The organism is Saliniferula longa, assembly GCF_050789285.1.
In the GTDB taxonomy this organism is placed as follows: domain Bacteria; phylum Pseudomonadota; class Alphaproteobacteria; order Rhodobacterales; family Rhodobacteraceae; genus CAVPWP01.
The window spans coordinates 288,996-314,833 of record NZ_JBOUVX010000004.1; the positions used below are offsets into that span (position 1 = coordinate 288,996).

Annotated in this window: 28 protein-coding genes; 7 read left to right on the top strand and 21 right to left on the bottom strand. The window is 67.0% G+C overall.

What is annotated here, in order from left to right:
- Positions 1 to 57 precede the first annotated feature (57 nt).
- The 5 genes from ACRDNQ_RS17975 to ACRDNQ_RS17995 form a co-directional block, all read right to left on the bottom strand.
- Positions 58 to 717 carry a DUF6478 family protein gene (locus ACRDNQ_RS17975; RefSeq protein WP_431830089.1) on the bottom strand — a complete coding sequence of 220 codons (660 nt, stop codon included), beginning with the start codon at positions 715 to 717 and terminating at the stop codon, positions 58 to 60.
- Complete coding sequence (locus tag ACRDNQ_RS17980) at positions 692 to 1,189, bottom strand: hypothetical protein (RefSeq protein ID WP_431830090.1); 498 nt, start codon at positions 1,187 to 1,189, stop codon at positions 692 to 694. The genes ACRDNQ_RS17975 and ACRDNQ_RS17980 overlap by 26 nt, the downstream gene beginning before the upstream one ends.
- A 130-nt stretch (positions 1,190 to 1,319) precedes the next feature.
- Positions 1,320 to 3,053, bottom strand: a complete 1,734-nt coding sequence (ilvD, locus tag ACRDNQ_RS17985) for a dihydroxy-acid dehydratase (RefSeq protein ID WP_431830091.1) — start codon at positions 3,051 to 3,053, stop codon at positions 1,320 to 1,322.
- Between the two features lie 82 nt (positions 3,054 to 3,135).
- Positions 3,136 to 4,494: an MATE family efflux transporter gene (locus ACRDNQ_RS17990; protein ID WP_431830092.1), complete on the bottom strand. Its 1,359-nt coding sequence runs from the start codon at positions 4,492 to 4,494 to the stop codon at positions 3,136 to 3,138.
- Between the two features lie 10 nt (positions 4,495 to 4,504).
- Entirely contained in the window at positions 4,505 to 5,236 is a 732-nt protein-coding gene (locus ACRDNQ_RS17995; RefSeq protein ID WP_431830093.1) for an SDR family NAD(P)-dependent oxidoreductase, read from the bottom strand.
- A 71-nt stretch (positions 5,237 to 5,307) separates the two neighbouring features.
- Here ACRDNQ_RS17995 and ACRDNQ_RS18000 point away from each other — a divergent pair, with 71 nt between their 5' ends.
- From ACRDNQ_RS18000 to ACRDNQ_RS18015, 4 genes are all read left to right on the top strand, one after another.
- Positions 5,308 to 5,910, top strand: a complete 603-nt coding sequence (locus tag ACRDNQ_RS18000) for a TetR/AcrR family transcriptional regulator (protein WP_431830094.1) — start codon at positions 5,308 to 5,310, stop codon at positions 5,908 to 5,910.
- 357 nt (positions 5,911 to 6,267) lie between these two features.
- Positions 6,268 to 7,152 carry a CPBP family intramembrane glutamic endopeptidase gene (locus ACRDNQ_RS18005; RefSeq protein ID WP_431830095.1) on the top strand — a complete coding sequence of 295 codons (885 nt, stop codon included), beginning with the start codon at positions 6,268 to 6,270 and terminating at the stop codon, positions 7,150 to 7,152.
- Positions 7,153 to 7,216: 64 nt separating this feature from the next.
- The gene (accD, locus tag ACRDNQ_RS18010; RefSeq protein WP_431830096.1) at positions 7,217 to 8,155 is read left to right on the top strand and encodes an acetyl-CoA carboxylase, carboxyltransferase subunit beta; all 939 of its coding nucleotides are present in this window, start codon (positions 7,217 to 7,219) and stop codon (positions 8,153 to 8,155) included.
- Complete coding sequence (locus tag ACRDNQ_RS18015) at positions 8,152 to 9,426, top strand: bifunctional folylpolyglutamate synthase/dihydrofolate synthase (RefSeq protein WP_431830097.1); 1,275 nt, start codon at positions 8,152 to 8,154, stop codon at positions 9,424 to 9,426. The genes accD and ACRDNQ_RS18015 overlap by 4 nt, the downstream gene beginning before the upstream one ends.
- Here the strand turns inward: ACRDNQ_RS18015 and zapE are convergent.
- The gene (gene zapE / locus ACRDNQ_RS18020; RefSeq protein WP_431830098.1) at positions 9,423 to 10,502 is read right to left on the bottom strand and encodes a cell division protein ZapE; all 1,080 of its coding nucleotides are present in this window, start codon (positions 10,500 to 10,502) and stop codon (positions 9,423 to 9,425) included. The two genes, ACRDNQ_RS18015 and zapE, sit on opposite strands and share 4 nt — an antisense overlap.
- Before the next feature lie 98 nt (positions 10,503 to 10,600).
- Between zapE and ACRDNQ_RS18025 the strand changes: the two genes are divergently transcribed.
- Positions 10,601 to 11,857, top strand: coding sequence for an MFS transporter (locus tag ACRDNQ_RS18025; RefSeq protein ID WP_431830099.1), 1,257 nt, complete (start codon positions 10,601 to 10,603; stop codon positions 11,855 to 11,857).
- On the opposite strand, the gene ACRDNQ_RS18030 is transcribed toward ACRDNQ_RS18025, so the two are convergent.
- The 5 genes from ACRDNQ_RS18030 to ACRDNQ_RS18050 are packed head-to-tail and all read right to left on the bottom strand — an operon-like array spanning position 11,854 to position 15,593.
- Positions 11,854 to 12,765: an ornithine cyclodeaminase family protein gene (locus tag ACRDNQ_RS18030; RefSeq protein WP_431830100.1), complete on the bottom strand. Its 912-nt coding sequence runs from the start codon at positions 12,763 to 12,765 to the stop codon at positions 11,854 to 11,856. The two genes, ACRDNQ_RS18025 and ACRDNQ_RS18030, sit on opposite strands and share 4 nt — an antisense overlap.
- Positions 12,762 to 13,379 carry an HAD family hydrolase gene (locus ACRDNQ_RS18035; protein ID WP_431830101.1) on the bottom strand — a complete coding sequence of 206 codons (618 nt, stop codon included), beginning with the start codon at positions 13,377 to 13,379 and terminating at the stop codon, positions 12,762 to 12,764. Before ACRDNQ_RS18035 ends, ACRDNQ_RS18030 begins: the two co-directional genes overlap by 4 nt.
- Entirely contained in the window at positions 13,376 to 13,834 is a 459-nt protein-coding gene (locus ACRDNQ_RS18040) for a YaiI/YqxD family protein (protein ID WP_431830102.1), read from the bottom strand. The genes ACRDNQ_RS18035 and ACRDNQ_RS18040 overlap by 4 nt, the downstream gene beginning before the upstream one ends.
- Positions 13,825 to 14,655 (bottom strand): S-formylglutathione hydrolase, encoded by an 831-nt coding sequence (gene fghA / locus ACRDNQ_RS18045; protein ID WP_431830103.1) that lies wholly within the window; start codon positions 14,653 to 14,655, stop codon positions 13,825 to 13,827. The genes ACRDNQ_RS18040 and fghA overlap by 10 nt, the downstream gene beginning before the upstream one ends.
- An 11-nt stretch (positions 14,656 to 14,666) precedes the next feature.
- Positions 14,667 to 15,593: an AEC family transporter gene (locus tag ACRDNQ_RS18050; protein ID WP_431830104.1), complete on the bottom strand. Its 927-nt coding sequence runs from the start codon at positions 15,591 to 15,593 to the stop codon at positions 14,667 to 14,669.
- Between the two features lie 111 nt (positions 15,594 to 15,704).
- On the opposite strand from ACRDNQ_RS18050, the gene ACRDNQ_RS18055 reads away from it, so the two are divergent.
- Positions 15,705 to 16,343: a TetR/AcrR family transcriptional regulator gene (locus ACRDNQ_RS18055; RefSeq protein ID WP_431830105.1), complete on the top strand. Its 639-nt coding sequence runs from the start codon at positions 15,705 to 15,707 to the stop codon at positions 16,341 to 16,343.
- On the opposite strand, the gene ACRDNQ_RS18060 is transcribed toward ACRDNQ_RS18055, so the two are convergent.
- Complete coding sequence (locus ACRDNQ_RS18060) at positions 16,340 to 17,047, bottom strand: NYN domain-containing protein (RefSeq protein WP_431830106.1); 708 nt, start codon at positions 17,045 to 17,047, stop codon at positions 16,340 to 16,342. The genes ACRDNQ_RS18055 and ACRDNQ_RS18060 overlap by 4 nt on opposite strands.
- A gap of 130 nt (positions 17,048 to 17,177) precedes the next feature.
- Positions 17,178 to 17,372 carry a hypothetical protein gene (locus ACRDNQ_RS18065; protein ID WP_431830107.1) on the bottom strand — a complete coding sequence of 65 codons (195 nt, stop codon included), beginning with the start codon at positions 17,370 to 17,372 and terminating at the stop codon, positions 17,178 to 17,180.
- Positions 17,373 to 17,560: 188 nt separating this feature from the next.
- On the opposite strand from ACRDNQ_RS18065, the gene ACRDNQ_RS18070 reads away from it, so the two are divergent.
- Positions 17,561 to 18,292, top strand: coding sequence for a Crp/Fnr family transcriptional regulator (locus ACRDNQ_RS18070; RefSeq protein ID WP_431830108.1), 732 nt, complete (start codon positions 17,561 to 17,563; stop codon positions 18,290 to 18,292).
- Positions 18,293 to 18,384: 92 nt separating this feature from the next.
- Here the strand turns inward: ACRDNQ_RS18070 and ACRDNQ_RS18075 are convergent, their stop codons facing one another.
- The 8 genes from ACRDNQ_RS18075 to rsfS all read right to left on the bottom strand — a co-directional run bounded on the left by ACRDNQ_RS18075 (position 18,385) and on the right by rsfS (position 25,804).
- A complete protein-coding gene (locus tag ACRDNQ_RS18075; protein WP_431830109.1) occupies positions 18,385 to 19,098 on the bottom strand; it encodes a sulfotransferase family 2 domain-containing protein in 714 nt (237 codons plus the stop codon).
- 66 nt (positions 19,099 to 19,164) lie between these two features.
- A complete protein-coding gene (locus ACRDNQ_RS18080; RefSeq protein ID WP_431830110.1) occupies positions 19,165 to 20,292 on the bottom strand; it encodes an S-(hydroxymethyl)glutathione dehydrogenase/class III alcohol dehydrogenase in 1,128 nt (375 codons plus the stop codon).
- Between the two features lie 94 nt (positions 20,293 to 20,386).
- Complete coding sequence (locus ACRDNQ_RS18085; protein WP_431830111.1) at positions 20,387 to 20,845, bottom strand: RNA pyrophosphohydrolase; 459 nt, start codon at positions 20,843 to 20,845, stop codon at positions 20,387 to 20,389.
- A 20-nt stretch (positions 20,846 to 20,865) separates the two neighbouring features.
- Positions 20,866 to 22,209 (bottom strand): S41 family peptidase, encoded by a 1,344-nt coding sequence (locus ACRDNQ_RS18090; RefSeq protein WP_431830112.1) that lies wholly within the window; start codon positions 22,207 to 22,209, stop codon positions 20,866 to 20,868.
- The gene (locus ACRDNQ_RS18095; RefSeq protein WP_431830113.1) at positions 22,206 to 23,363 is read right to left on the bottom strand and encodes a murein hydrolase activator EnvC family protein; all 1,158 of its coding nucleotides are present in this window, start codon (positions 23,361 to 23,363) and stop codon (positions 22,206 to 22,208) included. Before ACRDNQ_RS18095 ends, ACRDNQ_RS18090 begins: the two co-directional genes overlap by 4 nt.
- On the bottom strand, positions 23,360 to 24,880 hold the full coding sequence (gpmI, locus tag ACRDNQ_RS18100) for a 2,3-bisphosphoglycerate-independent phosphoglycerate mutase (RefSeq protein WP_431830114.1): 1,521 nt from the start codon (positions 24,878 to 24,880) through the stop codon (positions 23,360 to 23,362). Before gpmI ends, ACRDNQ_RS18095 begins: the two co-directional genes overlap by 4 nt.
- 71 nt (positions 24,881 to 24,951) lie before the next feature.
- Positions 24,952 to 25,422, bottom strand: a complete 471-nt coding sequence (gene rlmH, locus ACRDNQ_RS18105; RefSeq protein WP_431830115.1) for a 23S rRNA (pseudouridine(1915)-N(3))-methyltransferase RlmH — start codon at positions 25,420 to 25,422, stop codon at positions 24,952 to 24,954.
- 10 nt (positions 25,423 to 25,432) lie between these two features.
- Entirely contained in the window at positions 25,433 to 25,804 is a 372-nt protein-coding gene (rsfS, locus tag ACRDNQ_RS18110) for a ribosome silencing factor (RefSeq protein ID WP_431830116.1), read from the bottom strand.
- Between the last annotated feature and the right edge of the window lie 34 nt (positions 25,805 to 25,838).

Consider the following 25,838-nt stretch of genomic DNA (forward strand, 5'->3'; position numbering starts at 1 on the left):
GGATGCTGCCCGGCGCAAGCCTGCTTGTCATCCGCGACGCCGCGTCAGACGGCGGCGTCAGATCTCGGGCCTTGGACGGCGCGACAGCACGAGATCACCGATCACGATGCGGCCGGGCGTGGGCGCCGTGACGATAAGATCCAGCCAGACCGCCTCGACCGCGCCTTCGAAGAACGGGGAATGGAAAAGATCGAACTCGGCCACCTGTGGAAGGTTCGGCTGGATCGACTGCGGCAACCTCTCGGTATTGGCACCGTGGCGGATGTTGAGCCGCAGGTAGATCTCGGGTGTGCCCGGCGCGTCGACCCGAGTTTCGGCCCGCAGGATCTGGCGACGCCTCAGCCCCCGAACGCCGTCGGCGGGAAGGTCCAGGGCAAGGCTGAGGAACGATCCCGCGAAGCTGCCCACAGCGATCCGAAGCGCGAAGGGCGGCCTGTCGAAGGCGCCCCAATCCAGCAGGATGTCTGCCGCCCGGTCGTCGTGAAAAAGCTTGGCTCCCGGGGCGATCTCGCCGCCCGACCGCGCGGCCCCGCCATCAACCAGACGATCCGAAGTCCAGGGCGCGGGACGCCATGCCCAGTCCGTGTGCAGCGGCAAGGCCGGCAATGTCGGATCGTTCGGCAGGGCGGGGTCGGGCGGCAGAACCCCGTCCTTCCTTCCCCACGATTTGCCGAAGAAACCTGCCACAGGGTCAAGCGCCCCCTTGCGCGTTCTCACGCCGCAGGCGCTCGGTCAGGGACTGCAACGTCGCAAGGCCCGCGTCCGTCCCGATCGGGCGCTGGTCGAAGCCCACCGCGGCGGCCGAGACGAGCCGTCCGTTCAGGACGAAGAGCGCCCGCCAGAAGGTGTCGGACATGCCCGGCACAAGGTCGTCGCTGGTATCCCGGGCAAGGACATAAAGAACCTCGCCCTCGCGTTTCGTCGCAAGGATCGTCACGCTTGCGGGATCGCCGCCGCGCGACAGCGCGCCGCGTCCGGCCGGGGTCGCAAGATAGGCACGCAACTGGGCAAGATCGGGCGCGGCGCCGGCATCGGCCGAAACCGCCACGGTCAGGATCACCGGAACGTCCGGCGCGGGCCGGTCACCGCTGTCCGCGATCGAGGCGCAGCTGCCCAGAAGCACGAAGGCGGCCACACCGCCAAGGCGCGACAGGCCGCGATCGATGCAGTATCCGGGGGGCCCCGCCACCACGACGGACGGATCGCCGACAAGCAGACGCTCGGGCGCGGACCGAGTGACCCCGTCTGCGGAATTCGGCCCGCCCCACGTCGTGTCGCCGCAAGCGGACAGAACCAGCGCGACCGTGGCCGCGACGGCGCTAAAGATCCATGTAGATGTGCTTTTCCGCCCGCGCCCCCGGATGGGTGACCGCGCCAAGATAGGCGCCCCCGACAAGCTGCGCGTATTTCCACAGCGCGCCGGATGCATAGATGGTCTCACGCGGCCCTGCCCATTGTTCCTTGCGTTTCGCCAGTTCGTCGTCCGTGAGGGCGACCGAGATCTCGCCCTTGATCGCGTCGATCGTAATAAGGTCGCCATCGCGCAGCAACGCGATGGGGCCGCCATGGGCGGCTTCCGGCCCGACATGGCCCACGCAGAAGCCGCGCGTCGCGCCCGAGAAGCGGCCGTCGGTGATCAGCGCGACCTTCTTGCCCATGCCCTGCCCCGAAAGCGCGGCCGTGGTCGCCAGCATCTCGCGCATGCCGGGGCCGCCGGCGGGCCCTTCGTTGCGGATGACGATGACCTCGCCTTCCTTGTACTTGCGGGCCTTGACCGCCTCGAAGGCGTCTTCCTCGCAATCGAAGACGCGCGCGGGGCCGGTGAACACCTGCTCGGCCTCGGACATGCCCGCGACCTTGACGATTGCCCCCTCGGGGGCAAGGTTGCCCTTCAGGCCGACGACCCCGCCGGTCGGCGTGATCGGCGTCGCGATGGGATAGATCACGCGGCCGTCGGCTTCGCGGTCGACCATTTCAAGCTCTTCGCCGATGGTGCGGCCAGTGGCGGTCATGCAGTCCTCGTGGATGAGGCCGGCCTTGCGAAGCTCTTTCATCACGACCGGAACGCCGCCTGACTCGTACAGATCCTTGGCGACGTATTTCCCGCCCGGCTTCAGGTCGACGAAGTAGGGCGTGTCGCGGAAGACCTCGCAGACGTCGTCAAGCGTGAAGTCGATGCCGGCCTCGTGCGCGATGGCCGGCAGGTGAAGACCCGCGTTCGTCGATCCGCCGGTGCAGGCCACCACCCGCGCCGCGTTCTGCAACGACTTCAGGGTGACGATGTCGCGGGCGCGGATGTTCCGCTCAAGAAGCGTCATCACCGCTTCGCCCGAGGCCTCGCAATACTGGTCGCGGCTTTCATAGGGCGCGGGCGCACCCGAGGAATTCGGCAGCGCAAGACCGATCGCCTCGCTCACGCAGGCCATGGTGTTGGCCGTGAACTGGCCGCCGCAGGCGCCCGCGCTCGGGCAGGCGACGCGCTCGAGGATCGCAAGCTGGGCGTCGGAGTAATTGCCCGCCTGATGCTGGCCCACGGCTTCGAACACGTCCTGAACGGTCACGTCCTTGCCGTCGAGGCGGCCCGGCAGGATCGAGCCGCCGTAGATGAAGACCGACGGCACGTTGAGGCGGACCATCGCCATCATCATCCCCGGCAGCGACTTGTCGCAGCCCGCCAGGCCGACGATCGCATCGTAGCAATGGCCGCGCATCGTCAGTTCGACGGTGTCGGCGATCGCATCGCGCGAGGCAAGGCTCGACCGCATCCCTTCGTGACCCATGGCGATGCCGTCAGTCACGGTGATCGTGGTGAATTCGCGCGGCGTGCCGCCGGCGTGCTTGACGCCCAGCTTCACCGCCTGCGCCTGCCGGTTCAGCGCGATGTTGCAGGGCGCGGCCTCGTTCCAGCAGGTGGCGACGCCGACGAAGGGCTGGGCGATGTCTTCCGCATCAAGGCCCATCGCGTAGAAATACGACCGGTGCGGCGCGCGCGAAGGGCCTTCGGTCACGTGGCGGCTGGGCAGACGGGATTTGTCGAACTGTCGCTTGAGCATGGGGCCTCTCCCTGGCTTCGGTCTGGGCTTTTGTCGGGATCGGAATATTCGCGCGCGGCGGCTTCCGCAAGGCGAAGCGTCGCTAGGCGATCGTCCCCGGACGTTTCTTCGTCAGGCGCCAGAAGCGGATGGGCAGCAGCGTCGCGGCGACGAAGATGCCAAGCCCGTAGCCGCCCCAGACGCCCAGCGGGCCAAGCCCGAAGAGAAAGCCGAGGATCCCCGCCAGCGGCAGCGCGAAGAGCCAGTAACAGCACAACGTGATGACCGTGGGCCAACGGAAGTCGGTCATGCCGCGCAGCGCGCCATAGGCGGTGGCCTGAACCCCGTCGGCAATCTGGATGATCGCGACAAGGACGAACATGGCCGTCGCAAGCGCCACCACCTCGGGGTCGTCCGACAGCGCGTCGGCGATGGTCCCGCCCAGCAGGATCAGCGCGACCGTGACCGCCGCCATCCAGCCGGTGACCAGGCCCAGCGCGGCGCGGGCGATCGCGCGCAGGCGCGCGCGCTCTTCCGCGCCGATGGCCTGGCCCACGCGGATCGTCACGGCCGCCGCCATGCCGAGCGGCAGCATGTAAAGCACCCCGCCCACGGCCTGCACGATCTGGTTCGAGGCCAGCGCCACGGCGCCGAAAAGCCCAAGCAGGACGCCAACCAGCGCGAAGGCCGCCCCTTCGCCGGTGTAACCGATGCCAAGCGGCACGCCGTCGCGCGCCAGCTGCGGGATCAGGCCGGCAGGCACGCCGCGCCGCCGAAGCCGCCCGGACCGCGCCAGCCACCAGAGCGCGACGCCGCAGGCAAGGCTTTCGGACAGCAGGCTGGCCAGCCCCGCGCCCAGAAGGCCCAGCCCCTCCCAGCCGCCGATGCCCCAGATCAGGACATAGTTCATCGGCACGTTCAGCACGACGCCGAGAAAGGCAAAGCCCGTCGCGGTCCAGGGACGGTCGATCGCATTCAGCACCTGCGAGATGGTCATCAGCACCGAGAACGGGATGAGCAGCGCCGACATGGCGAACCAGTAAGGGCCGAGGATCGCCAGAACTTCGGTCGGTTGTCCGATCAGCGGCAGGGCGAAAAGGATCGCGGCCATGACCGCCGCCCCGCCGACCCCGGCGCACAGGGCAAGGATCAGGCCCGCGCGCAGGGCAGCCGAGACGCCGTCTGCGTCTTCTGCGCCATAGCGATGGGCAGCTTCGACGCCCACGGCCGACAGAAAGCCATAAAGCGCCGAGTAGAAGATGATGATGACCGAGGTCGTCAGCGCCGCCGCAGCCAGCGGCACGGTGCCGAGCGGTGCGATCATCAGCGTGTCGACCACGCCGATGAGGGTCGACGCCGCCAGCCCCGCCACGATCGGCAGGGCAAGGCGCAGAAGCGGCGTGATTTCGGCAGCCGTGCGCGGACGGGGCGGCGTGGGGGCTTCGCTGGGTGCGGTGTGCATCGGCGGCCTCTCAGCCGGGGTGCCGCTGAAGAAGGTCGATCTCGGCCACGGTGGTCGCGGCCGAACAGCCCAACACGAAGTCGAGCGCGGCAAGGACATCCTCGACCGGGATCGGGACCTGCGGTCCGAAGCGGCCTTCGGCGATGTCGGCCTCGACCTCGGGCGTGGCGACGTTGCCGGGATTGATGACCGTGATGCCCAGTCTCGGCAGCGACAGGCGCAGCGCCTGCGCCGCGCCTCGCAATCCGAACTTCGAGGCGGTGTTGGCGACTTCGGGCGTCGCCGCGTTGTCCTTCGACGACACGGCGCCCATCAGCACGATGCGCGGGTTTGCCGCCCGCAGCAACGCCGGCGCAAGGGCGCGCGCCAGAAGGATCGGGGCCAGAAGGTTGACCGACACGACGTGTCGGGCTTCGTCCGAAGACGACGCGGAAAATCGAAAGGCGTCGGTGAAGGCGCCTTCTTCCCATGTCCCGCCCAGGAAAAGAAGCGCATCCAGCGCCTCGTCCCCGGCAGCGTCGGCGATGGCCGCGATGCCGTCGTCGCGCGCCACATCGGCCCTGACCCAGGCGCCCGCGACGGCCGGCCGGCGAGACACGGCAAGAACGGTGTCACCCTGGCGCACGAAATGCGCCGCGGCGCTTGCACCGATGCCGCGGCTGCCGCCGACGATCAGAAGACGCCGCCCGCCGGGTGGTCCGGCATGCCCGGTCACGAAGCCGCTGGGGATGGATTTCGACATCTTGAAAGCCGGATCGCATTGACATACGGTTTGTATGTTAATTCCGGTACAAGCATACGGGACGTATGTCAATGATCGAACCCGCCCGTCGCAGCCGCGGCGAGATGTCGGCCGCGACCTCGGCAAGACTGGTGGCCGCCGCCCGCGCGGCCTTTGCCCGTGACGGGTTCGCGTCCACATCGATGGACGCGCTCTGCACCGAGGCGGGTGTCACCCGCGGGGCGCTTTATCACCATTTCGGCAGCAAGGAGGGCCTGCTCGAGGCCGTGGTTCACCAGATCGATGCCGAGATCGGCGAACGACTGGATGCCGAGAACCAGCGGCATGCGGACCCGTGGGAGGGATTTCGCGCCTGCTGTCACCTCTGGCTCGAACAGGCGCTCGACCCCGAGATTCAGCGCATCTTCCTCAAGGATGCGCCCGCCGTCCTGGGACAGCGCATGCGCGAAATGGACGAAGCAAACTCGATCGCGCCCCTGCGCGACGCCCTGGCCGAACTCATGGACACCGGCCGGATCGCCCGCACCGACCCCGAGGCGCTGGCGCGGCTGATCAACGGGGCGTTGGTCGACGCTGCCCTCTGGGTGGCGGCAGCGGGCGAGCCCCAACCGGCGCTCGCCCGCGCACACTCGGCCACCGACACGCTTCTTCGGGGCCTGGGCACGCAGCGGTAAGAGGGGGGAGGACCGCCGCGGCCGTTCCGGTTCAGGACCGATGGTCGAACGCCACGAGACGACTCACGACGGGCATCGCACGCGACGCGACGAGACCCCGGCGTGTCAGCCGAACGGTCGACTCGGTCTTCCGCCAGACGGCGACGGACATGGCATGCTCGGGCAAGGGATGACGCGGCACGTCGGGATATCTCACTCTGTTCCCAGGGGCTACGGCCAGAGATAGACGCATCCAGGATTGCCTCCAATTGAAAACATGGGCGGGTTCGATAGAGCCGCTCCATCGTCGCCCCTGCCCTTCCCCCATGCCCCGGCACGCGATTGCGCGCCTTCGGTCCTGCGAGTAGCGTGCCCCCGATGCAGACGGCCTTCTCCCGCTTCGTCGCCCCTGCCCGGGGCCACCCGCAACTCTGGCGTCTGGGGCTTGGCGCGGGGTTGGTCACGCTTTGCACTTTGGCCGGGACAGCCGCCATCTTCGGTGCGGGATGGCTTGCTGCCGGAACGGGCGAGGATGGCACGCTTTGGGCCGACCGCATGGTTTCGGCCGAAACGCCGCTTGGCACGCTGCTTCTGCTTTTCTCCTTCTCGGGGATGGCGGCGGGCGCCATGATCGCGGCGCGCCTGATCCACAAGCGGCCCGCGGCGTCGCTGTTCGGGCCGGCTGTCCGGGTGGTGCGCGATTTCGTCCGCGCGGCTGCCGTCGTCGGGGCGCTTATGGGCGTGTCGCTTGCGGTCTGGTCGATCAGCTACGACGCGGTGCCGGGCCTCTCACCTGTCACATGGGCCGCCCTGCTTCCGGCGACGCTTCTGGGTCTGGCGATCCAGACCGGGGCGGAAGAGCTTGTGTTCCGCGGGTACCTCCAGCAACAGCTTGCCGCCCGCTTCCGGTCACCGCTTGCCTGGGCGCTCGTGCCGTCCCTTCTGTTCGGGGCGATCCACTACAACCCGTCCCTTCCCACGGAAGGCGCGCTGATCCTGATCGGCGCCGCGACCCTGTTCGGCCTGGCCGCCGCCGACCTGACCGCACGCACAGGCAGCATCGGCGCGGCCTGGGGGTTCCATTTCGCCAACAACCTGCTGGCCATCGCGATCCTGTCGACCGAAGGCACGATCACCGGGCTGGGGCTGTTCCGCACGCCCTATGCGGTGGACGAATCCGCCGCGCTCGACCTGCTGATCCTGGTCGACCTGGCGTTCCTGGGTCTGGCCTGGTGGCTTGTCCGCCGCGCGGTGAGCCGTTGATTGCATTTCGCCGCACCGCCGCTTATCTGGGGCAAGCCCGCCCGGAACGAAGGCCCGACGCCCGATGAACTGGATCACCAACTACGTCCGCCCGCGGATCAACTCGATCTTCTCGCGCCGCGATGTCCCCGAGAATCTCTGGACCAAGTGCGACGAGTGCGGAACGATGCTGTTCCACCGCGAATTGAAGGACAACCTGAACGTCTGCACCAACTGCGGGCATCACATGGCGATCAGCCCGCGCGACCGTTTCGCGGCACTGTTCGACGGCGGCATCTTTTCCGAGGTCGCAGTGCCCGAACCGGTCGCCGACCCGCTCCATTTCCGTGACCAGAAGAAGTACCCCGAACGTCTGAAGGCCGCGCAGAAGGCCACGGGCGAGAAGGAGGCGATGCTTGTCGCCGAGGGCGAGATCGACCGAACGCCCATCGTCGCCGCCGCCCAGGACTTCAGCTTCATGGCAGGGTCGATGGGCATGTACGTGGGCAACGCCATCATCGCGGCGGCCGAACGCGCAGTCACGCTGAAACGCCCGCTTGTGCTGTTCTCCGCCGCCGGTGGCGCGCGGATGCAGGAAGGCATCCTGAGCCTGATGCAGATGCCGCGCACGACCGTGGCCGTTCAGATGGTGAAAGAGGCGGGATTGCCCTACATCGTCGTCCTGACCCATCCGACGACGGGCGGCGTGACCGCGTCCTACGCGATGCTGGGCGACGTCCAGATCGCGGAACCCAACGCACTGATCTGCTTTGCCGGCCCGCGTGTGATCGAACAGACGATCCGCGAGAAGCTGCCCGAGGGCTTCCAGCGCGCCGAGTATCTGCTTGATCACGGCATGCTCGACCGGGTGACGCCCCGAAAGGACATCAAGGCCGATCTGGTGACGATCCTGCGGATGCTCCTGCAACAGCCGCCGGCGGTGAAGGGCGAACTGCCCGCGCCGGAAGCCGCGGTGACCACGCCTGCCCCCGCATCGGCCGCGAAGGCGGACGGCCCAGCGTGAGCGCCTCAGGTTCCGACATCATCCTTGAACGGATGATGTCGCTTCACCCGAAGATCATTGACCTGACCCTGGACAGGGTCTGGCGACTTCTGGCGGCCACGGGGCATCCGGAACGCGCGCTTCCGCCGGTCGTCCATGTCGCGGGGACGAACGGCAAGGGATCGACCCTTGCCATGATCCGCGCCGGACTCGAGGGCGCGGGGCAGGTCTGTCATGCCTATACCTCGCCGCACCTTGCCCGGTTCCACGAGCGTATCCGCGTGGCGGGCGACCTGATCGACGAGGACGCGCTGACCGCGCTTCTGGACGAAGCGCTGGCGAAGAACGGCGACGAAGCGATCACCTTCTTCGAGATCACGACGGTCGCCGCCCTTCTTGCCTTCGCGCGCACGAAGGCCGACTGGACCCTGCTCGAGGTCGGGTTGGGCGGTCGGCTGGACGCGACCAACGTCGTCGCCGCCCCGCGCCTGTGCGTGATTACGCCCATCGACTTCGACCATGAACAGTATCTGGGCGATACCATTGCCAAGATCGCTTTCGAGAAGGCCGGCATCCTCAAGTCCGGCTCGACCTGCGTCGTCGCCGCCCAGCACGCGGAAGCACGCGACGTGATTCGGGCACAGGCCGAAAAGGTCGGCGCGCCTCTGGTCGTGCAAGGCCAGGACTTCGACTCGTGGGAGGAACGCGGGCGCCTCGTCTATCAGGATACGCGCGGGCTTCTCGACCTGCCGATGCCGAATCTTCCAGGGCCGCACCAGATCGTCAACGCGGGCACCGCGCTGGCCGCGCTTCGCGCGCTGGGTCAGGATGACGCGGCCTGTGAGGCCGCCGTCACCCGCGCCTTCTGGCCTGCGCGGATGCAGCGGTTGCGCCAGGGGCCGCTGGTCGAGGCCGCCGGCCAGGCCGAGCTTTGGCTGGACGGCGGGCACAATCCGGCGGCCGGGCGGGCGATCGCGGCGGCGCTGGCGCGGATGCCGCGAACCCGAACCCACCTGATCGTCGGCATGCTGAACACCAAGGACGTCACCGGCTTTCTTCGCCCGCTGGCCGAAATCGCCACCGACCTGCACGCGGTGTCCATTCCCGGCGCCTCGGCGACGCTGCCGGCCGACGAAACCGCGGCCGCAGGACGTGCCGTCGGGTTGCCCACGACCGTGGCGCCGTCGGTGCTGGACGCGATCGCCGACATCGTCGGGCGCGACCCCGCCGCGCGCATCCTGATCTGCGGGTCGCTTTACCTTGCCGGGGACGTGCTGAAGACCAACGGCTAGGCGCCCCAGCCTTCGGACTGCATCTCGCGCAGGCGGCTTGCCGTCCGCTCGAATTCGAACGTGCCTTCACCTTCGATGTAAAGCTTTTCGGGAAGGGCGGCGGCGCTGGCGATCAGCCGCACCTTCGCCTCGTAAAGCGCGTCGATCAGCGTCACGAAGCGCCGCGCCTCGTTGTAGTTCTCGCTCGACAGCCGGGGGATGTCCTCGAGGATCAGCACCCGCACGGCTTCGGCCAGCGCAAGGTAGTCGGCAGGTCCAAGCGGCTGGGCGCAAAGGTCGTAGAACCGCGCCCGCGCCACCCCGTTGGCGAAGGCCGGAATCACCACCTCGCGCCCCTTGATGCGCAGCACCAGCGTCTCGACCGCCGTACCGGCCGTCATGTCGTGCCAAAGCGCGGTGATCGCCGCCCGCGCCTCGGCGTTGGCGGGTGTGAAATAGGCGGGCGTTCCGGCCAGCATGTCCTGCCGGTAATCGGTGGGCGAGGCGAGTTCCCACACCACCATGCGCGCCTTCAGCAGCGCGATGAACGGCAGGAAGATCCCCCGGTTCAACCCGTTCTCGTAAAGCGCGTCAGGTTCGCGGTTCGAGGTCGTGACCACGGTCACGCCGGCCTCGAACAGCTGCTGGAAAAGACGCCCGACGATCATCGCGTCGGCGATGTCGGTGATCTGCATCTCGTCGAAGCACAAGAGCCGGATTCGATCGGAAATCGCCTTGGCCACGGGCAGGATCGTGTCATCGACGCCGGTCTTTCGCGCCTCGTTCAGGCCGGCCTGCACCTCTTGCATGAAGGCGTGGAAATGGACGCGCCGCTTGGCCTCGATATCGACCGAGGCGAAGAAAAGGTCCATCAGCATCGACTTGCCGCGCCCGACCCCACCCCAAAGATAGATGCCCTTCGGCGCCTGGGCCCCGCGACGGAACAGCCCGCGTAGCCCGCCGCGCCGGGCGGGCTGGTCTTCCAGCGCGCGCCGGATGCGCTCGAACTCGGGCAGGACGGCCAGTTGCGCCGGGTCGGTCGTCAACCGCCCCTCGCCCGCAAGCCGCGTGTAGATCTCGGTCAGGGTCTCGGACATGGGCCCCTGTTATCCCGCTGGCGTTCATAAGGAAAGCTGATGAGAGGGCGCAAAATTGATGAATTGACGCTGCCCGCGATCGCCCCCTAAGTCGCGCCATGACCGACGCCGCCCGACCCGTTTCCGCACCGCTGATCACGCCCGTGCTCGTCGCGGGCTGCATCATCATGCTGGTCAGCTTCGCGATCCGCGCGTCGTTTGGGCTGTTCCAGATTCCCATTTCCGACGAATTCAGCTGGGCGCGTGCCGAGTTCTCGATGGCGATCGCGATCCAGAACCTTGCCTGGGGCATCGGCCAGCCGATCTTCGCCGCGATCGCCGAAAAGATCGGCGACCGCAAGGCGATTGTTCTGGGGGCACTCTTCTATGCGGTGGGGCTGTCGCTGTCGGCCTTCGCGACGCAGCCCTGGCAGCACCAGACCCTCGAGGTCGCCGTGGGCTTCGGCATCGCCGGGACGGGCTTTGGCGTGATCCTCGCCGTGGTCGGCCGCACCGCTTCGGACGAGAACCGGTCGATGGCGCTGGCAGTCGCCACCGCCGCGGGGTCGGCCGGACAGGTCGTGGGTCCGCCCGTGGCCGAATGGCTTCTCAGGATGATGCCCTGGCAGTCGGTGTTCCTGGTCTTCGCCGCCACGATCCTTGCCGTGCTGATGGTTCTGCCGATGATGCGCGCGCCCGCCGCATCGACCCGTGCGCAGATCGAAGAGACCCTGGGCCAGGTCCTGGGCCGCGCCTTCCGTGATCCGTCCTATACGATGATCTTCCTGGGCTTCTTTTCCTGTGGCTATCAGTTGGGCTTCCTCACGGCCCATTTCCCCGCCTTCGTGACCGAGATGTGCGGCCCGATCCAGCCGGGCGGCGTGCTGCATTCGATGGGGATCACGACGACCTCAGCCCTGGGCGCCGCCGCACTTGGAGTGATCGGGATGGCGAACATCGGCGGCACCCTTCTGGCAGGCTGGGCGGGCAAGCACTTCACGAAGAAGTATCTGCTTGCGGCGATCTATACGGGACGGACCGTGGCGGCCTCGCTTTTCATCCTCCTGCCGATCACGCCCGTCTCCGTCCTCGTCTTCTCGGTGGTCATGGGCGCGCTCTGGCTAGCGACCGTGCCGCTGACCAGCGGCCTTGTCGCCTACATCTACGGCCTGCGCTACATGGGCACACTCTATGGCATCGTGTTCCTCAGCCACCAGATCGGCGCCTTCCTTGGCGTCTGGCTGGGCGGCCGGGTCTATGACATCACCGGCGACTACACCGCGGTCTGGTGGGTCGGCGTGGGCGTCGGCGCTTTCTCGGCCCTTGTCCACCTGCCGGTGCGCGAACGTCCGATCGGGGCGCGCGCGGCGACCTAACCGCGCAATCGCTCAAGGATGAAGCGCGCCGTCATCAGGTCCAGATGGGCGCCGCCCCCGTTCTTGAACAGCGTGATGTCGCCCGGCGCGCGGACGAAACGGTCAAGATCGTAGTAGTCGGCGATCACGTGGTCGCGCCCGATGACGCCGGCCTGAAGCGGGATCTTCAGCTCGCCGATATGGCCGATGGTCGTCTCGAAGCTGTCGACGAAGACGCGGGCCTTCAAGAGCGCCGCGTCGTCAGCCTCGCGCATGTCGGGGCGATAGGCGCCGATCAGGTCGATGTGCTGACCGGGGCGCAGCCAGTCGCCGCGGATCAAAGGCGTCGTCGACATCGTCGCGCAGGTCACGATGTCGGCGGCGCGGACGGCGGCCTCGAGGTCTGGTGCGGCCTCGGTATCCGCATGGTCGTCGGCGAACGCGCGCGCCGTGTCGGGGCTGCGGTTCCAGACGCGGAAACGCGCGCAGGGAAAGGCCGCACCATAAGCGTCGCGGAGGCTTCGCCCGACCGTGCCGGCCCCCACGATAAGGATCTCGCGGCTGTCGGGCCGCGCCAGTCGCCGCGCTGCCAGAAGGCTGTCACCGGCCGTCTTCCACTTCGTCACGAGATGGAAGTCGACGATCGCCTCGAGACTGCCGTCGGTGTCCGAAAAGACCGCGACCGCGCCGCCGACCATCGGCTTGCCTTTGGCGGGGTTGCCCGGAAAGACGGTAGCCGTCTTCACCGCCAGGCCCAACCCGTCGATCCAGGCCGCGCGGCTGAGCAGCGTATCGGGATCGCGGTAAAGGAAGGTATCGGCGATCTCGGCCCGGGGCAGCCGATGCCCGGCGGCCAGCGCATCGGTCAGCCCGATCCAGTCGAGCCCCGCCTCGCCTTCGGCGAAACCGACGATCGCCGCGCCCGTCATGCGGCCTCGGCGGGCAAAAGTCCCTCGGCCCGCAGGCGCGCGCCCCAGCCATCAGGCCCCTCGAAGAGGTGCGTCTGCCACCCGCGTGCGGCTGCCATGCGGATGTTGTCGGGCCGGTCGTCGGCGAAAAGCAGGCGACCGGGCGCAATCCCGCAATCCTCTTCGACCATCTCGTAGATGCGCGGGTCGGGCTTGATGACGCCCATGTGCCCCGAGACGTAGCTGCGATCGAACTCGTCCAGGAACGGGTACTGCGTCCGGGCATAGGCGAAGCTGCCGATGCCGAAATTGGTCAGGGCAAAGACGGGCACGCCACGCGCCCGCAGGGCCCGCAAAAGTGCCACGGACGGCTCGATCACCGGGCTTGCCAGCTCGATCCAGTTGTCGTGCCACTGCCGGATAGCGTCCCGCCATTCGGGATGCGCATCGGCTGTGGCATAGATCGTGGCCGTGAAATCCTCGCCTCGGTCGACGCGGTCGTTCATGGCGTGCAGGTCGACCTCGGCGAACAGGCGGCGGCGCCGCGCTTCGCCGATCACCCGATCGTAGTAGCGTTCGGGATGCCATTCGATCAGCACGTTGCCGATATCGAAAATGACGGCGTCAATGGTCATGGTCTGTCCCTTGCGGCAAGACGAAGCGCCCGGTCGAGCGCGTCGAGAAAACGCGACCGATCGGTGCGTGTAAAGCCCCGACCACCGCCCTGCCGGAAGGGATCGGCGGCCCGCAGATCGGCCATCAGGTCGCGGGTCGCAAGGACGTTGCCGATGTTGGCGGCGGTCAGCGCCTCGCCGTTGTGCTTGATCACCTTGGCTCCGGCCTCGACGCAGCGCGCGGCGAGCGGAATGTCGCACGTCACCACCACGTCACCCGGCCCGGCCCGGTCGGCGATCCACTTGTCGGCCTCGTCGGGGCCGGCGGCGACGAAGACCATCTCGACCAGCGGATTGGCCGACGGCCGAAGCCCGCCATTCGACACCATGCGGACGGCCACACGGTGGCGGGTCGCGACGGTTTCGACCTCGGCCTTCACCGGACAGGCGTCGGCGTCGACGTAGATCACGCGCAAAGCCGTTCGGCGTGGAAGGCCATGTGGTCGGCCATGAAGGTCGAGACGAAGAAGTAGCTGTGATCATAGCCGGGCTGCATCCGGAAGACCCCCGGCTGACGCCGCGCCGCCATCGCCCCGGCCAGCGCCTCGGGCATCAGAAGGTCGAGAAACTGATCCTGCGTTCCCTGGTCGATCAGCACATCGCCCGGGAACCCCCGGTCGCGCATCAGAAGCGTCGCGTCATGCGCGGCCCAGGCGGCGTGGTCGTCGCCCAGATAGGCGTCAAGCTGCTTGCGCCCCCAGTCGCTTTCCGTGGGATGGGCGATGGGCGCGAAAGCCGACAGGCTGCGATAGCGGTCGGGATGGGTCATGGCGATGGTCAATGCCCCGTGACCGCCCATCGAGTGCCCGGTGATCCCCTGTCGCGCGTCGTCCAGCGGAAAGGCCCCGAAAAGGGCTTCGGGAAGGTCGGCGGTGATGAAATCCCACATGCGGAAGTTCCGCGCCCAGGGTTCGCGGACGGCATTGACGTAGAAGCCCGCGCCCTGCCCCAGGTCGAAGGCCGGGTCGTCGGCCACGCCGTCGCCCCGTGGCGAGGTGTCGGGAAAGACAACCGCGATCCCGTGCCTTGCGGCCTGTGCCTGGGCGCCGGCCTTCATCATCGCGTTTTCATGCGTGCATGTCAGGCCGGACAGATACCACAGCACCGGCACCTTTCCCGCCTTCGCCTGTGGCGGCAGGTAAAGACCGAAGGTCATGTCGCAGTCGGTGGTGGCCGAACGGTAGGTATGCACCCCCTGCACACCACCGAAGCAGGCGTTCTCGGACAGGGTCTTCATGGGTCGCTCCCTTACAACGCAGTGACGAGGGCGATCATCGCCGAAATGGTGAAGATCGACGCCGCCGTGGAAATCAGGATCGTCGCCGATACCCGCTGCGGCGCGATCCCGTAATGCTGGGCCAGGATATAGACATTGCCCGCCACCGGAAGCGACGCCGCGGCGATCATGACGCCGGCGGCATAGGTTTCGACCTGAAACACCAGAAGCGCCGCGACCGACACCGCGGCCGGATGCAGAAGCAGCTTGACCGCCGAAAGCTCGACCGCCGTGGTCAGCCGTTCGGCTGATTTCGTGGCCAGCGACGCACCGATCGCGAAAAGCGCGCCCGGGGTGGCCGCAGCGCCGAGGATCTGCAGGAATTCGGCCATCGGGCCCGGGATCGGCAGCGCGAAGGCCGACCAGAGCAGGCCAAGCGTGATCGACACGATCATCGGGTTCTTCACAAGGCCGATGGCGACCTTGGGCAGGATGCCCCAGGAAAACGTGCCGCGCGAGGCGCTGACGATGATCACGATGAGGCTGCCGAACACGATCAGATCGACCGCCAGCACCATGACCACCGGCCCGATCGCCTCGGGCCCCAGAAGCAGCACCAGCATGGGAATGCCCAGGAACCCCACGTTCCCGATCACGCCGCACTGGGCCTCGAAGGCGGCCTCGGCCACGGGACGCCCGCGCAGAAGCGACAGGGCGGTAACGAAGAGATAGACGACCATCGTCGCCGACAGATAGGCAAGGATGAAGGGCCAGTCGGCAAGCTCCTCGAGCCGAAGGTTCGACGAGAAACGGAACAGCATCGCCGAGAGCGCGAAATAGAAGACGAACTTCGTGAGGTACGCGGTCGCCTCGGCCGAGAAGAAGCGCGTCCGCCCGGCCCAGTAGCCAAGGCCGATCAGCAGGAAGAAGGGCAGCGTCTTGAGAAAGATCTCGGCCATCGGCGACGGGGTTATCGCCTGCGCGACGAAGGCGCAACCGCGTGACGCCTGCTTGCGCTTGCTGGAACTGAACCGTTCCGTCTACTATCTGTCAGGGATGAGGAGACAGCCATGAACGCACCGGTGGTGGCCATCAAGCGGGGCCGGAAGTTCGATCAGGTCCTTGCCGGCGCGCGCGACGTGTTCCTGCGCGACGGCTACGAAGGCGCCAGCGTCGACGAAATCGCACGCACCGCCGGTGTGTCGAAGGCCACGCTTTACAGCTATTTCCCCGACAAGGGCATCCTTTTCCTCGAGGTCGCCAAGACCGAATGCCTGCGCCAGGCCGATCAGGCCACCGCCGAATGGGATACCGACGCCCCGCCGCGCCAGGTGCTGTCGCAGGCCGCGGGCCATATGCTGCGCTTCTTCCTGTCGGACTTCGGGCTGCAGGTCTATCGCATCATCGTGGCCGAGTCCGGGCGCTTTCCCTCGCTCGGGCGCGACTTCTATGAAGCCGTTCCGATGCAGGTGCGCCAGACGATGATGGCCTATTTCCGCGGAGCGATCGCCCGGGGCGAGCTTGCCATCGACGACCTCGAGCTTGCCGCCGACCAGTTCACCGAGCTCTGCAAGGCCTCGCTGCACGGCCAGCTCATCCTTGGCGTCAAGGCGACGGCGTCCGAGGTCGAGATCGACCGCGTGATCCGTGGCGCGGTCGAGATGTTCCTGGCTCGCTATGGCGCCGCCTCTGGTCCTGCGCGCGTCTAGTCGACGCGACGGACCTCGATCTGGTTGCCCACCTTGCGCGTTTCGAAGCGCTTGAGTTCGCCGATCAGGTCGCTGAGCTTTCGCTTGCCGTAGGTGCGCGCGTCGAAATCGGGATGCTCGGCGACGATGTTCTGGCCGATCGCGCCCAGGGAATACCACTCGTCATCCTCGGCGATCCGGTCCATGGCGGCGACGATCAGAGGCGCGGCATCCGAGGGCTTGCGCTTCGTTGCGGCCGGGGCAGCGCCGGGTGCGGGCGGCTCGTCGACGATGTTCTCGATCAGCACGAAGCGATTGCAGACATTGCGCAGCGACTCGGGCGCTTTCGCCTCGCCGATGCCAAGCACGTCAAGGCCCTGCTCGCGGATGCGGTTGGCCAGCGCCGTGAAATCGCTGTCCGACGAGACAAGGACGAAGCCGTCGAACCGGCCCGTGTGCAGGATGTCCATGGCATCGATCACCAGACCGATGTCGCTTGCGTTCTTCCCCACGGTATTGGCCGATTCCTGATGTGCGACCAGCCCCAGTTCCCTGACCTTCGAGGTCCAGGCCGACAGCCGGCCGCTTGACCAGTCGCCATAGACCCGCCGCAGCGCCGGTTCGCCGTAGGTCGTGATTTCCTTCAGGATCGCGCCGGCATACTTCGCAGGGATGTTGTCGGCGTCGATCAGGACGGCGTAAAGCGGGCGGTCGCGTTCTGGCATCTGTGGTCTCCGGGAAGCGTCCCGCACGTCATGCCCGAAAGCGACCGCCCAGGAAACCCCGCATGGGGAGCGGGGTTGGGGAGGACTCGTACCGGCGGCACTCGCCGCACCGCCGTGTCACTCGCAAAGATCACAGGGCCGAAGCGCGACTGTCATCGGCAATGCGCGGTGCGGCGGCGTCCTGGCGCGCGCCATGGGTGCGGGCCTTGGCCCGGACGTTCAGCCAGGCCCAGAAGCCGACGGCCGGGCGGCGTGGGCCGGGAAGGGTGGAGCCCAGGGTCTTGCCTTGGATGGCTTCGCTCATCAGGGAGGCGTAGGTAATCATCGCAGTCTCTCCTTTGGGTTTCTTTGGCGCCGCCGTGCTGCGGCCCGTTGAAAGGACCATCGCCGATTCGCGCCATTCGCGCTGTTCCCGAGGGAACACCTGGACGATTGCGCCGCCCGCAATCCGCCTTAGGTTTCACGCACACGGATGCTCTTTCCGCATCCCAAGCTGACACAGCGGACATCCCGATGACGCCGACCGACACACCACGCCACCAAGGCCGCCCCGACAAGCCGATGGACCGGCTGGACACCTTTCCCATCTTCGCCGGCCTCGACGCCGGAAGCCTTGCCGACCTTACCGCGGCGATGACGCCCCACCGCTGGCCGGCCGGCACGACGATCTTCCAGCGCGGGGACACGGGCGACCATCTGCTGGCGATCCGCTCGGGGCGGATACGTCTGTCGCTGTCGAACCCGCAGGGGCGCGAGATCGTGTTGCGCACGCTTGGCCCCGGCGCCGTGCTGGGCGAAATGGCGCTGGTCGACGGCCTGCCGCGATCGGCCGACGCGACCGCGATCGACGCGACCGAGGCGCTGATCCTCACGCGCGAGCGTTTCCGGGCCGTCGCAAGCCGGCACCTCGACGTGGCGCTTTCGGTGGCGCGCTACATGAGTTCGCTCGTCCGGCACGCGAACTACCAGATGGAATCGATCGCCCTTTACGACCTGCACACCCGGCTCGCGCGGTTCCTTCTTGCAGCGGTCCTTGAACGCCACGGGCCTAATCCGCCGGCGGCGGCCGAGATCCGCCTGGGACTGACGCAATCAGACCTTTCCGCCGCACTGGGCGCAAGCCGACCGAAGGTCAACGTCGCGCTGAAGGACCTGATCTCCGATGGCGTCCTGCGCCGCGTGGACGACCTTCTGATCTGTGACACCGCCCGCCTGCGCCACGTCGCGGATCAGGACGAGCGCTAGACCGGTGGACAAGGACGATGCCGGCTAAAGCGGCGCAATTTCAACCACACATCTCAAGGGGAATCAGTTTGCCAGCTATTTGAACGGAGATGTCAGTAGCCAAATGTCCGGAAGTCGCTTTGATAGACATGCTCGATGATCTTCCTTGCCTTCGGGGTCAGATCAGAAGCTTTTTCGTCTCGCGCCGTAGCCCTTTCGTATCTACTGGAATCGATTTTGAACCCAAGTCTTTCCTCAAGCTTTGAAAGGGATTGTGGGAAGTCTTCAAGCCGACAGACAAGATCAAGCGCGTGCGTGTTTGACACTCCGGGCATGTTCGTCCAATGAGTCTGGCATCGCAGATGATCATAGTGCATCACCCGAAAGCGAAAGACCGGATCTTCAAGCGCCTCTGCAAATTCGCTCGAGTTCTCGAAGTTCGCAAGGAAGTTCGATGCAAAAAGCCGATCTCTCCTAGTGATACGCCCATTTCTAAGATAATTGAAAGTCGATATGAACCTCTCGAACGGATTTCTACAGACGGCAAAAGTGAACAGGCGTCGCGACCTCTGCTCGTCGTAGGCGAGATATTCAACAAATCGGCGATGCCCATAGTGCGCGGTATCTCCGTAGATTTCCTTCTTAAGAGTTGTTCCTGCAGCTTTTGGGATGTGCACAAAGATAACGCCTAGATCATCCATTTCCTTGATGAAGGGAGTGGAGCCTGGGGAAATTCGAATAAGGCTTTTGGCAATTGGCAAGGGCAACGCAGAATAGAACGCATCCTTTGCCCTCGCGGCGAGTTCGAATCGAGTAATCCTGTTCATCGCGGGATTCGTCCACTTTGGAAGCAGGCCTGGTCTTCCTGGCCTCGAAGCTTGTGACCGTGCTGACTAGTAGACGACGACCGACCGGATCGATTCGCCCCGGTGCATCAGGTCGAAACCCTCGTTGATCCGGTCGAGTGTCAGCGTATGCGTGATCATCGGGTCGATCTCGATCTTGCCGTCCATGTACCAGTCGACGATCTTCGGAACGTCGGTGCGCCCGCGCGCGCCGCCGAAGGCCGTGCCCTTCCAGACGCGACCGGTCACAAGCTGGAACGGGCGGGTCGAGATCTCGGCCCCGGCAGGTGCCACGCCGATGATGATCGACTGGCCCCAACCCCGATGCGTGCATTCCAGTGCGTCGCGCATGACCTTCACGTTGCCTGTGCAGTCGAACGAATAGTCCGCCCCGCCGATCTGATCGAAGGGCGTCCTGGTCAGGTTGACGATTTCCTGGACCACGTTCTCGCACTCCTTGGGGTTGATGAAATGCGTCATCCCGAAGTGCTCGGCCATCGGCTTTTTGGCGGGATTGAGGTCGACACCGATGATCATGTCGGCACCGGCCAGTCTCAGCCCCTGGATCACGTTCAGGCCGATGCCGCCAAGACCGAAGACCACGGCCTTCGCGCCGATCTCGACCTTGGCGGTGTTGATCACCGCGCCGATCCCCGTGGTCACGCCGCAGCCGATGTAGCAGATCTTGTCGAAAGGCGCGTCCTCGCGCACCTTGGCCACCGCGATCTCTGGCAGGACCGTGTGGTTCGAGAAGGTCGAGCAGCCCATGTAGTGCAGGATCGGATCGCCATCGAGCGTCGAAAAGCGCGAGGTGCCGTCGGGCATCACGCCCTGACCTTGCGTCGCGCGGATCGAGGTGCAGAGATTCGTCTTCTGGCTCAGACAGCTTGGGCAGACCCGGCATTCGGGGGTGTAAAGCGGGATGACGTGGTCGCCCGGCTTGACGCTGGTCACGCCTGCGCCGACCTCGACCACCACGCCCGCGCCCTCATGGCCAAGGATCGCCGGAAACAGGCCCTCCGGGTCCGCGCCCGACAGCGTGAATTCGTCGGTGTGGCAGATGCCGGTCGCCCGGATCTCGACCATGACCTCGCCGGGCTTCGGCCCGTCGAGGTTCACCTCCATGATCTCAAGCGGCTTTCCGGCCTGAACGGCCACGGCGGCACGGGTGCGCATCATTGTCCTCCCTCGGTCGGTTCGCCGTCACACTGGGGCAATCGTCCAGGGCATGCAATGGGCCGGCCGAACGCCTGGGGGTCACACGGACCGGTCAGAGAAGCTCTGCCAGGACCGCCTCGTAGGTGGCGCGCTTAAAGGGGACGATCGCCGCGAGCAGCGCCTCTGGCGCCATCCACTGCCAGCGCGAGAATTCGCGCGGCGGGCGGGTGATGTCGATGGCGCTGTCGGGCGCGGTCAGGAGCACGCGGAACCACTTCTGCCGCTGACCCCTGTATCGGCCCTTCCAGACCTTGCCCTGAAGTTCGGGCGGCAGGTCATAGGTCACCCAGCCGGCGGTTTCCGCTTCGACACGCACATCCCCGGGCATCACGCCCGTCTCTTCCCAGAGTTCGCGCAAAGCGGCCGCGCGGGGGGCCTCGCCCCGGTCGATCCCGCCCTGCGGCATTTGCCAGGCCCCGGGGGTGTCGATCCGTTCCCCCGCGAAGACCCGTCCGTCGGCGTTCGTAAGCACGACTCCGACGCAGGGCCTGTAGGGCAGTTCGCCGATCATGCCCACGCCGCCGGGCGGTCTCAGTTGGCGTCCATCGCCAGCTTCGACAGGCCACGCAGGATATCGATGGCATAGGCCAGCTGGTAGTCCTCAACCCGCAGGGCGGCGGCGGCTTCGGCCTTGGCGCGATCGTCCTCGATCTGCTGGCGCTCGTCCTCGGTTAGGCTGTCGTTGTCGAGGCTGCCCCGCAAATCGGCCTCCGAGCGGTTGAAGCGATCGGAGGCGTCGGTGTCGTCGGCCTCGGGGGCCGGAACCACCGGCGGCTGTTCGACCACGATATCGGGCGAGATGCCCAGCGCCTGGATCGACCGCCCCGAGGGGGTATAATAACGTGCAGTGGTCAGCCGCATCGCACCGTCGCCCCGAAGCGGCATGACGGTCTGGACCGATCCCTTGCCGAAGCTCTTGGTGCCGATGACCACGGCCCGGTGGTGGTCCTGAAGCGCGCCGGCCACGATTTCCGAGGCCGAGGCCGAGCCACCATTGATCAGGATGACAACGGGCTTGCCGCCCGCAAGGTCGCCCGCCGTCGCGTTGTAGCGTTCGCCGTCCTGCGGATCGCGACCACGCGTCGAAACGATCTCGCCGGTATCGAGGAAGGCGTCCGAGACCTTGATCGCCTGGCTCAGCAGGCCGCCGGGGTTGTTGCGCAGGTCGATGACGAAACCGTTGACGTTCTCCATCCCGCCGGCTTCCTCGACCGCCTCACGCAGGCCCTCCTCGAGGTTGGGGTAAGTCTGGTCGTTGAACGTGGTGACGCGCAGGACGACGCTGTCCCCCTGAAGGCGCGCGCGCACGGCGGTCAGCTTGATCGTGTCTCGGATGATCGACACGTCGAAGGGCTGTTCGACGCCTTCGCGCACGACGGTGATGATGATTTCGGACCCGACCGGGCCGCGCATCATCTCGACCGCCTCGTCAAGCGTCAGGCCAAGGACGCTTTCGCCGTCGACATGGGTGATGAAGTCGCCCGCCTGGATGCCGGCCGCGGCCGCCGGCGTCTCGTCCATCGGCGAAACGACCTTGACCCAGCCTTCCTCCTGCGTGACCTCGATGCCGAGGCCGCCGAACTCGCCACGGGTCTGCACCCGCATATCGTCGGCATCGTTGGCCGAAAGGTAGGACGAATGCGGATCAAGCGAGGTCAGCATCCCGTTGATCGCCGCCTCGATCAGGTCCTTCTCGTCGACGTCCTCGACGTACTGCGCGCGCACTCGCTCGAAGATGTCGCCGAAGAGGTCGAGCTGTTCGTAGACCGATCCCTTGTTCTCGGCCTCCTGCGCCAGAAGCGGCCCCGCGATCTGCGTGGTAAGCACCGCGCCGGCCAGGGTCCCGCCGATCGCGGCCATGACGAACTTCTTCATTGCGTTCTTCCCATCTCTGCATCCGCGATGAACCACGACGTGGGGTCCTGCGGTTCCTGATCCACTCTCAGCTCCATATAGAGCGTTTCGGTCCGGCGTTGACCACCCCCCGAGGAAGTCTCGACCAGGATAGTCCCGGCGTCGGGTTCTTCGCCGCCCATCATCCCGACTGGAACGCCTGCGTCGACCACCTCGCCGGCGCGACCATAGACCTCGGCAAGCCCGGCGAGAACAAGAAGGTAGCCATTCTGCGGCTCAAGGATGATCACGTTTCCGTAGTCGAGCAGCGGCCCGGCATAGCGCACGGTCGACGGCCAGGGGCTTGTGACAAGGGCACGCGGGCGCGTGGCGACAAGAAGGCCGGGTCGGCGAATGCCTGCGGCGTCGGCCTCGTCGAAGCCGCGGATCACGACCCCGGCCACCGGAAGCGGCAGAACGCCGCGCGCGGCCGCGAAATCCGTCGTGCCGCCCGTGTCGGCGGCAAGTCCGGTCGCCGCGAGACCGCCCGCGAAGGCATCCATCGTCTCGGCGCTGTTGATCAGCGCCTGCATCGCCTCGGGGTCCTGGGCCACGGGCGGTGGCAGTGTGGTGCGGTCGGCCATCGCCTGGCTCAGGAGGGTGCGTGCGGACTGCATCCCCTGCAGCCCGTCCTCGAGCATCCCGGCCGCGTCGGCCTGAAGCGCCTGAAGGTCTTGAAGCTCCTGCAGGCGGGCGCGCAGGTCCTCGACCTCGCCGCGCAGGGCGGGGGTCAGGTCGGCGATCAGCATCCCCGCCCGCACCGTCTCGGTCGCACCCGACGGATGCAGCAGAAGCAGCGCCTCGGGCGAAGTCTGCATCGACAGCAGCACGCCGAAGAGGTGGGCCAGCCGCCCGGCCTCGGCGTCGAACTCGGCCCGGATCGCGCGCTCGCGCAGCGCACCCTGGCGCAGACCGTCGCGCAGGGCCGACAGCCCGGTCTCGTAGGCGCGCACCGTTTCGGTCAGGGCGGCGACGCGATCGCGCGCGGACCGCGCCTCGTCAAGGGCCTGGGCCGCGGCCGCAAGCTCGGCCGCGGCTTGCGCGGCGATATCGCCGGGATCGCGGTCCTGCGCGGGGGCGGACCCGGCCAGAGCCAGAGAGGCGGCGACGAGCAGGGCGAATGCAGGGCGCCTCATCGGTCGATCAGCGACGTCCCGGTCATCTCGGGCGGCTGCGGCAGGCCCATGAGCTGAAGAAGCGTGGGCGCAAGATCGGCAAGGCGGCCATCGTGCAGCCGCGCGCCATCCGGCCCTCCGACAAGGATCACCGGCACAGGGTTCGTGGTATGCGCGGTGTGCGGCCCCCCGGCGACGGGATCGACCATCGTTTCGCAGTTGCCGTGGTCGGCGGTCACGATCATCGCGCCACCAGCCCGCCGAAGCGCCTCGAGCGCGTCGCCCAGCCCCTTATCCACCGTTTCGCAAGCCCGGATCGCCGCCGCAAGGTCACCCGTGTGGCCCACCATGTCGGGGTTGGCATAATTCACCACGATCAGGTCATAGCCCTTGCCGATCGCCTCGACCAGTTTCGCGCTGACTTCGGGCGCCGACATCTCGGGCTGAAGGTCGTAGGTCGCCACCTTGGGCGACGGCGCCATGTACCGATCCTCGCCCGCCTCGGGTGTCTCCTTGCCGCCGTTCAGGAAGAAGGTCACGTGCGGATACTTCTCGGTCTCGGCCAGGCGGAACTGCCGCAGGCCGTGCTGCGCGACCCAGGACCCAAGCGTGTTCACGATCTCCTGTTTCGGAAAGGCGGCGGTCATGAACCTGTCGTGTGTGGTCGAGTAGTCGACCATCCCCAGCATCGCCGAAAGCTGCGGCCGGTCGCCGGTGTCGAAGGCATCGAAGCCGGGCTCGCCGATGGCGCGCAGGATCTCGCGCGCGCGGTCGGCCCGGAAATTGAGGCAGAAGACCCCGTCAGCCGGGGTCATGCCGCGGTAGTCGCCCAGAACCCGCGGCGTGACGAATTCGTCGGTTTCGCCCTCGGCATAAGCCGCGTCGACCGCGGCAAGGGCATCGGCGGCGGGCGTCCCGGCACCGTGAACGATCGCCTCATAGGCCCGGGCGACGCGATCCCAACGGTTGTCGCGGTCCATCGCATAGTAGCGCCCGATCAGCGTCACCGGCACAGCCCCCGCCGGCAACTTGCCCAGCAGGTCCTCGACATAGCCGCGTGCCGACGAAGGCGGCACGTCGCGTCCGTCGGTGATCAGGTGCAGCGCGACCGGCACGTCGCGCTCTGTCAGAAGCCGGGCCGCTGCGACCATGTGATCGAGGTGGCCATGCACGCCCCCGTCCGAGACCACGCCGAACAGATGCGCCCGACCGCCACTGTCCTTGATGCGGGCGGCGAAGGTCAGGATCGCGGGGTTCTCGAAGAAACTTCCATCCTCGATCGCAAGGCCGATCTGGCCCAGGTCCATCGCCACGACGCGGCCCGCGCCGATGTTCGTGTGACCGACTTCGGAATTGCCCATCTGCCCGGTTGGCAGGCCGGCGTCGGGGCCGTGGGTGACAAGCCGTGCGTGCGGGCAAGTTGCCATCAGTCGGTCGAAATTGGGGGTGTCCGCCAGCTTCGGGGCATTTGCGGTCGGGTCTTCGCGCAGGCCCCAGCCATCGAGGATGCACAGAACGACGGGTTTGGGTGCGCTCATCTGGGATGGCCTTTCACTTCTGTGGGCGTTCTACCGCGCGCCGCGCGCCAAGGAAACCGCCGGCGCGGGGTTTATTCCCGGTGATAGGGCGTGCCGGCAAGGATCCCCGCCGCGCGGTAAAGCTGTTCGGCCAGCATCACGCGCGCCAGCATGTGCGGCCAGACCATGCGGCCGAACGACAGGGTCAGCGCGGCCCGATCGAGAACCGCCCGGTCAAGCCCGTCCGCCCCGCCGATGACGAAGGCCACGTCCTGAACGCCGGCGTCGCGCCAGCGCGCCAGGCGCTCGGCGAAAGCGGGCGAGGTCATGCTCTCGCCGCGTTCGTCCAGCGCGCAGACCGTGGCGCCGGTGGGCAGGGCGCGCAGCAGGGCCTCGCCTTCGGCGGCCTTGCCAGCGCTCTTGCGGTCGTCGATTTCGACAAGGGTCGCCGGCCCCAGGCCCACGGCCCTTCCGGTGCGCCCGCAGCGGGCAAGATAATCGTCGACAAGGAACTTCTCGGGGCCGCCGCGAAGCCGCCCCATGGCGCAGATCGCCAGACGCATGGTCGCCGGGTCAGCCCCGCACGGCGGCGGCGGACTCGGCCGGGCTCATCCACATCTTCTCGAGCTGGTAGAAGTCGCGCACCTCGGGCCGGAAAACGTGGACGATCACGTCGCCCGCATCGATCAGAACCCAGTCGCCGGCATCCTTGCCCTCGACCTTGCAGATGAGGCCCGTCTCCTGCTTCAGCCGGTCGACCAGCTTCTCGGCGATCGAAGTCACCTGGCGCGACGAACGCCCCGAGCAGATGACCATGAAGTCGGCCATCTCGGACTTGCCGTGCAGGTCGATCTCGACCACGTCCTCGGCCTTGTCGTCGTCCAGCGATGTCAGGATTCGGGCAAGCAGATCGCGGCTTGCGGTGCGGTTCGAGGCGCGCGTCATCTTCGCCCCGGGCGCGGTCTTTTCACGGACCGCT

Bases quoted from the DNA above. Each gene is read 5' to 3' on its own strand.
- ACRDNQ_RS18070 (WP_431830108.1), top strand. From the start codon at position 17,561: ATGACGCCGACCGACACACCACGCCACCAAGGCCGCCCCGACAAGCCG.
- ACRDNQ_RS18090 (WP_431830112.1), bottom strand. From the start codon at position 22,209: ATGAAGAAGTTCGTCATGGCCGCGATCGGCGGGACCCTGGCCGGCGCG.
- zapE (WP_431830098.1), bottom strand. From the start codon at position 10,502: ATGTCCGAGACCCTGACCGAGATCTACACGCGGCTTGCGGGCGAGGGG.
- rsfS (WP_431830116.1), bottom strand. From the start codon at position 25,804: ATGACGCGCGCCTCGAACCGCACCGCAAGCCGCGATCTGCTTGCCCGA.
- ACRDNQ_RS18060 (WP_431830106.1), bottom strand. From the start codon at position 17,047: ATGCCAGAACGCGACCGCCCGCTTTACGCCGTCCTGATCGACGCCGAC.
- ACRDNQ_RS18025 (WP_431830099.1), top strand. From the start codon at position 10,601: ATGACCGACGCCGCCCGACCCGTTTCCGCACCGCTGATCACGCCCGTG.
- rlmH (WP_431830115.1), bottom strand. From the start codon at position 25,422: ATGCGTCTGGCGATCTGCGCCATGGGGCGGCTTCGCGGCGGCCCCGAG.
- ACRDNQ_RS18085 (WP_431830111.1), bottom strand. From the start codon at position 20,845: ATGATCGGCGAACTGCCCTACAGGCCCTGCGTCGGAGTCGTGCTTACG.
- ACRDNQ_RS18030 (WP_431830100.1), bottom strand. From the start codon at position 12,765: ATGACGGGCGCGGCGATCGTCGGTTTCGCCGAAGGCGAGGCGGGGCTC.
- ilvD (WP_431830091.1), bottom strand. From the start codon at position 3,053: ATGCTCAAGCGACAGTTCGACAAATCCCGTCTGCCCAGCCGCCACGTG.
- ACRDNQ_RS18075 (WP_431830109.1), bottom strand. From the start codon at position 19,098: ATGAACAGGATTACTCGATTCGAACTCGCCGCGAGGGCAAAGGATGCG.
- gpmI (WP_431830114.1), bottom strand. From the start codon at position 24,880: ATGAGCGCACCCAAACCCGTCGTTCTGTGCATCCTCGATGGCTGGGGC.
- ACRDNQ_RS18080 (WP_431830110.1), bottom strand. From the start codon at position 20,292: ATGCGCACCCGTGCCGCCGTGGCCGTTCAGGCCGGAAAGCCGCTTGAG.
- fghA (WP_431830103.1), bottom strand. From the start codon at position 14,655: ATGAAGACCCTGTCCGAGAACGCCTGCTTCGGTGGTGTGCAGGGGGTG.
- ACRDNQ_RS18065 (WP_431830107.1), bottom strand. From the start codon at position 17,372: ATGATTACCTACGCCTCCCTGATGAGCGAAGCCATCCAAGGCAAGACC.
- ACRDNQ_RS17990 (WP_431830092.1), bottom strand. From the start codon at position 4,494: ATGCACACCGCACCCAGCGAAGCCCCCACGCCGCCCCGTCCGCGCACG.
- ACRDNQ_RS18095 (WP_431830113.1), bottom strand. From the start codon at position 23,363: ATGAGGCGCCCTGCATTCGCCCTGCTCGTCGCCGCCTCTCTGGCTCTG.
- ACRDNQ_RS18035 (WP_431830101.1), bottom strand. From the start codon at position 13,379: ATGACCATTGACGCCGTCATTTTCGATATCGGCAACGTGCTGATCGAA.
- ACRDNQ_RS18005 (WP_431830095.1), top strand. From the start codon at position 6,268: ATGCAGACGGCCTTCTCCCGCTTCGTCGCCCCTGCCCGGGGCCACCCG.
- ACRDNQ_RS18000 (WP_431830094.1), top strand. From the start codon at position 5,308: ATGATCGAACCCGCCCGTCGCAGCCGCGGCGAGATGTCGGCCGCGACC.
- accD (WP_431830096.1), top strand. From the start codon at position 7,217: ATGAACTGGATCACCAACTACGTCCGCCCGCGGATCAACTCGATCTTC.
- ACRDNQ_RS18055 (WP_431830105.1), top strand. From the start codon at position 15,705: ATGAACGCACCGGTGGTGGCCATCAAGCGGGGCCGGAAGTTCGATCAG.
- ACRDNQ_RS18050 (WP_431830104.1), bottom strand. From the start codon at position 15,593: ATGGCCGAGATCTTTCTCAAGACGCTGCCCTTCTTCCTGCTGATCGGC.
- ACRDNQ_RS17995 (WP_431830093.1), bottom strand. From the start codon at position 5,236: ATGTCGAAATCCATCCCCAGCGGCTTCGTGACCGGGCATGCCGGACCA.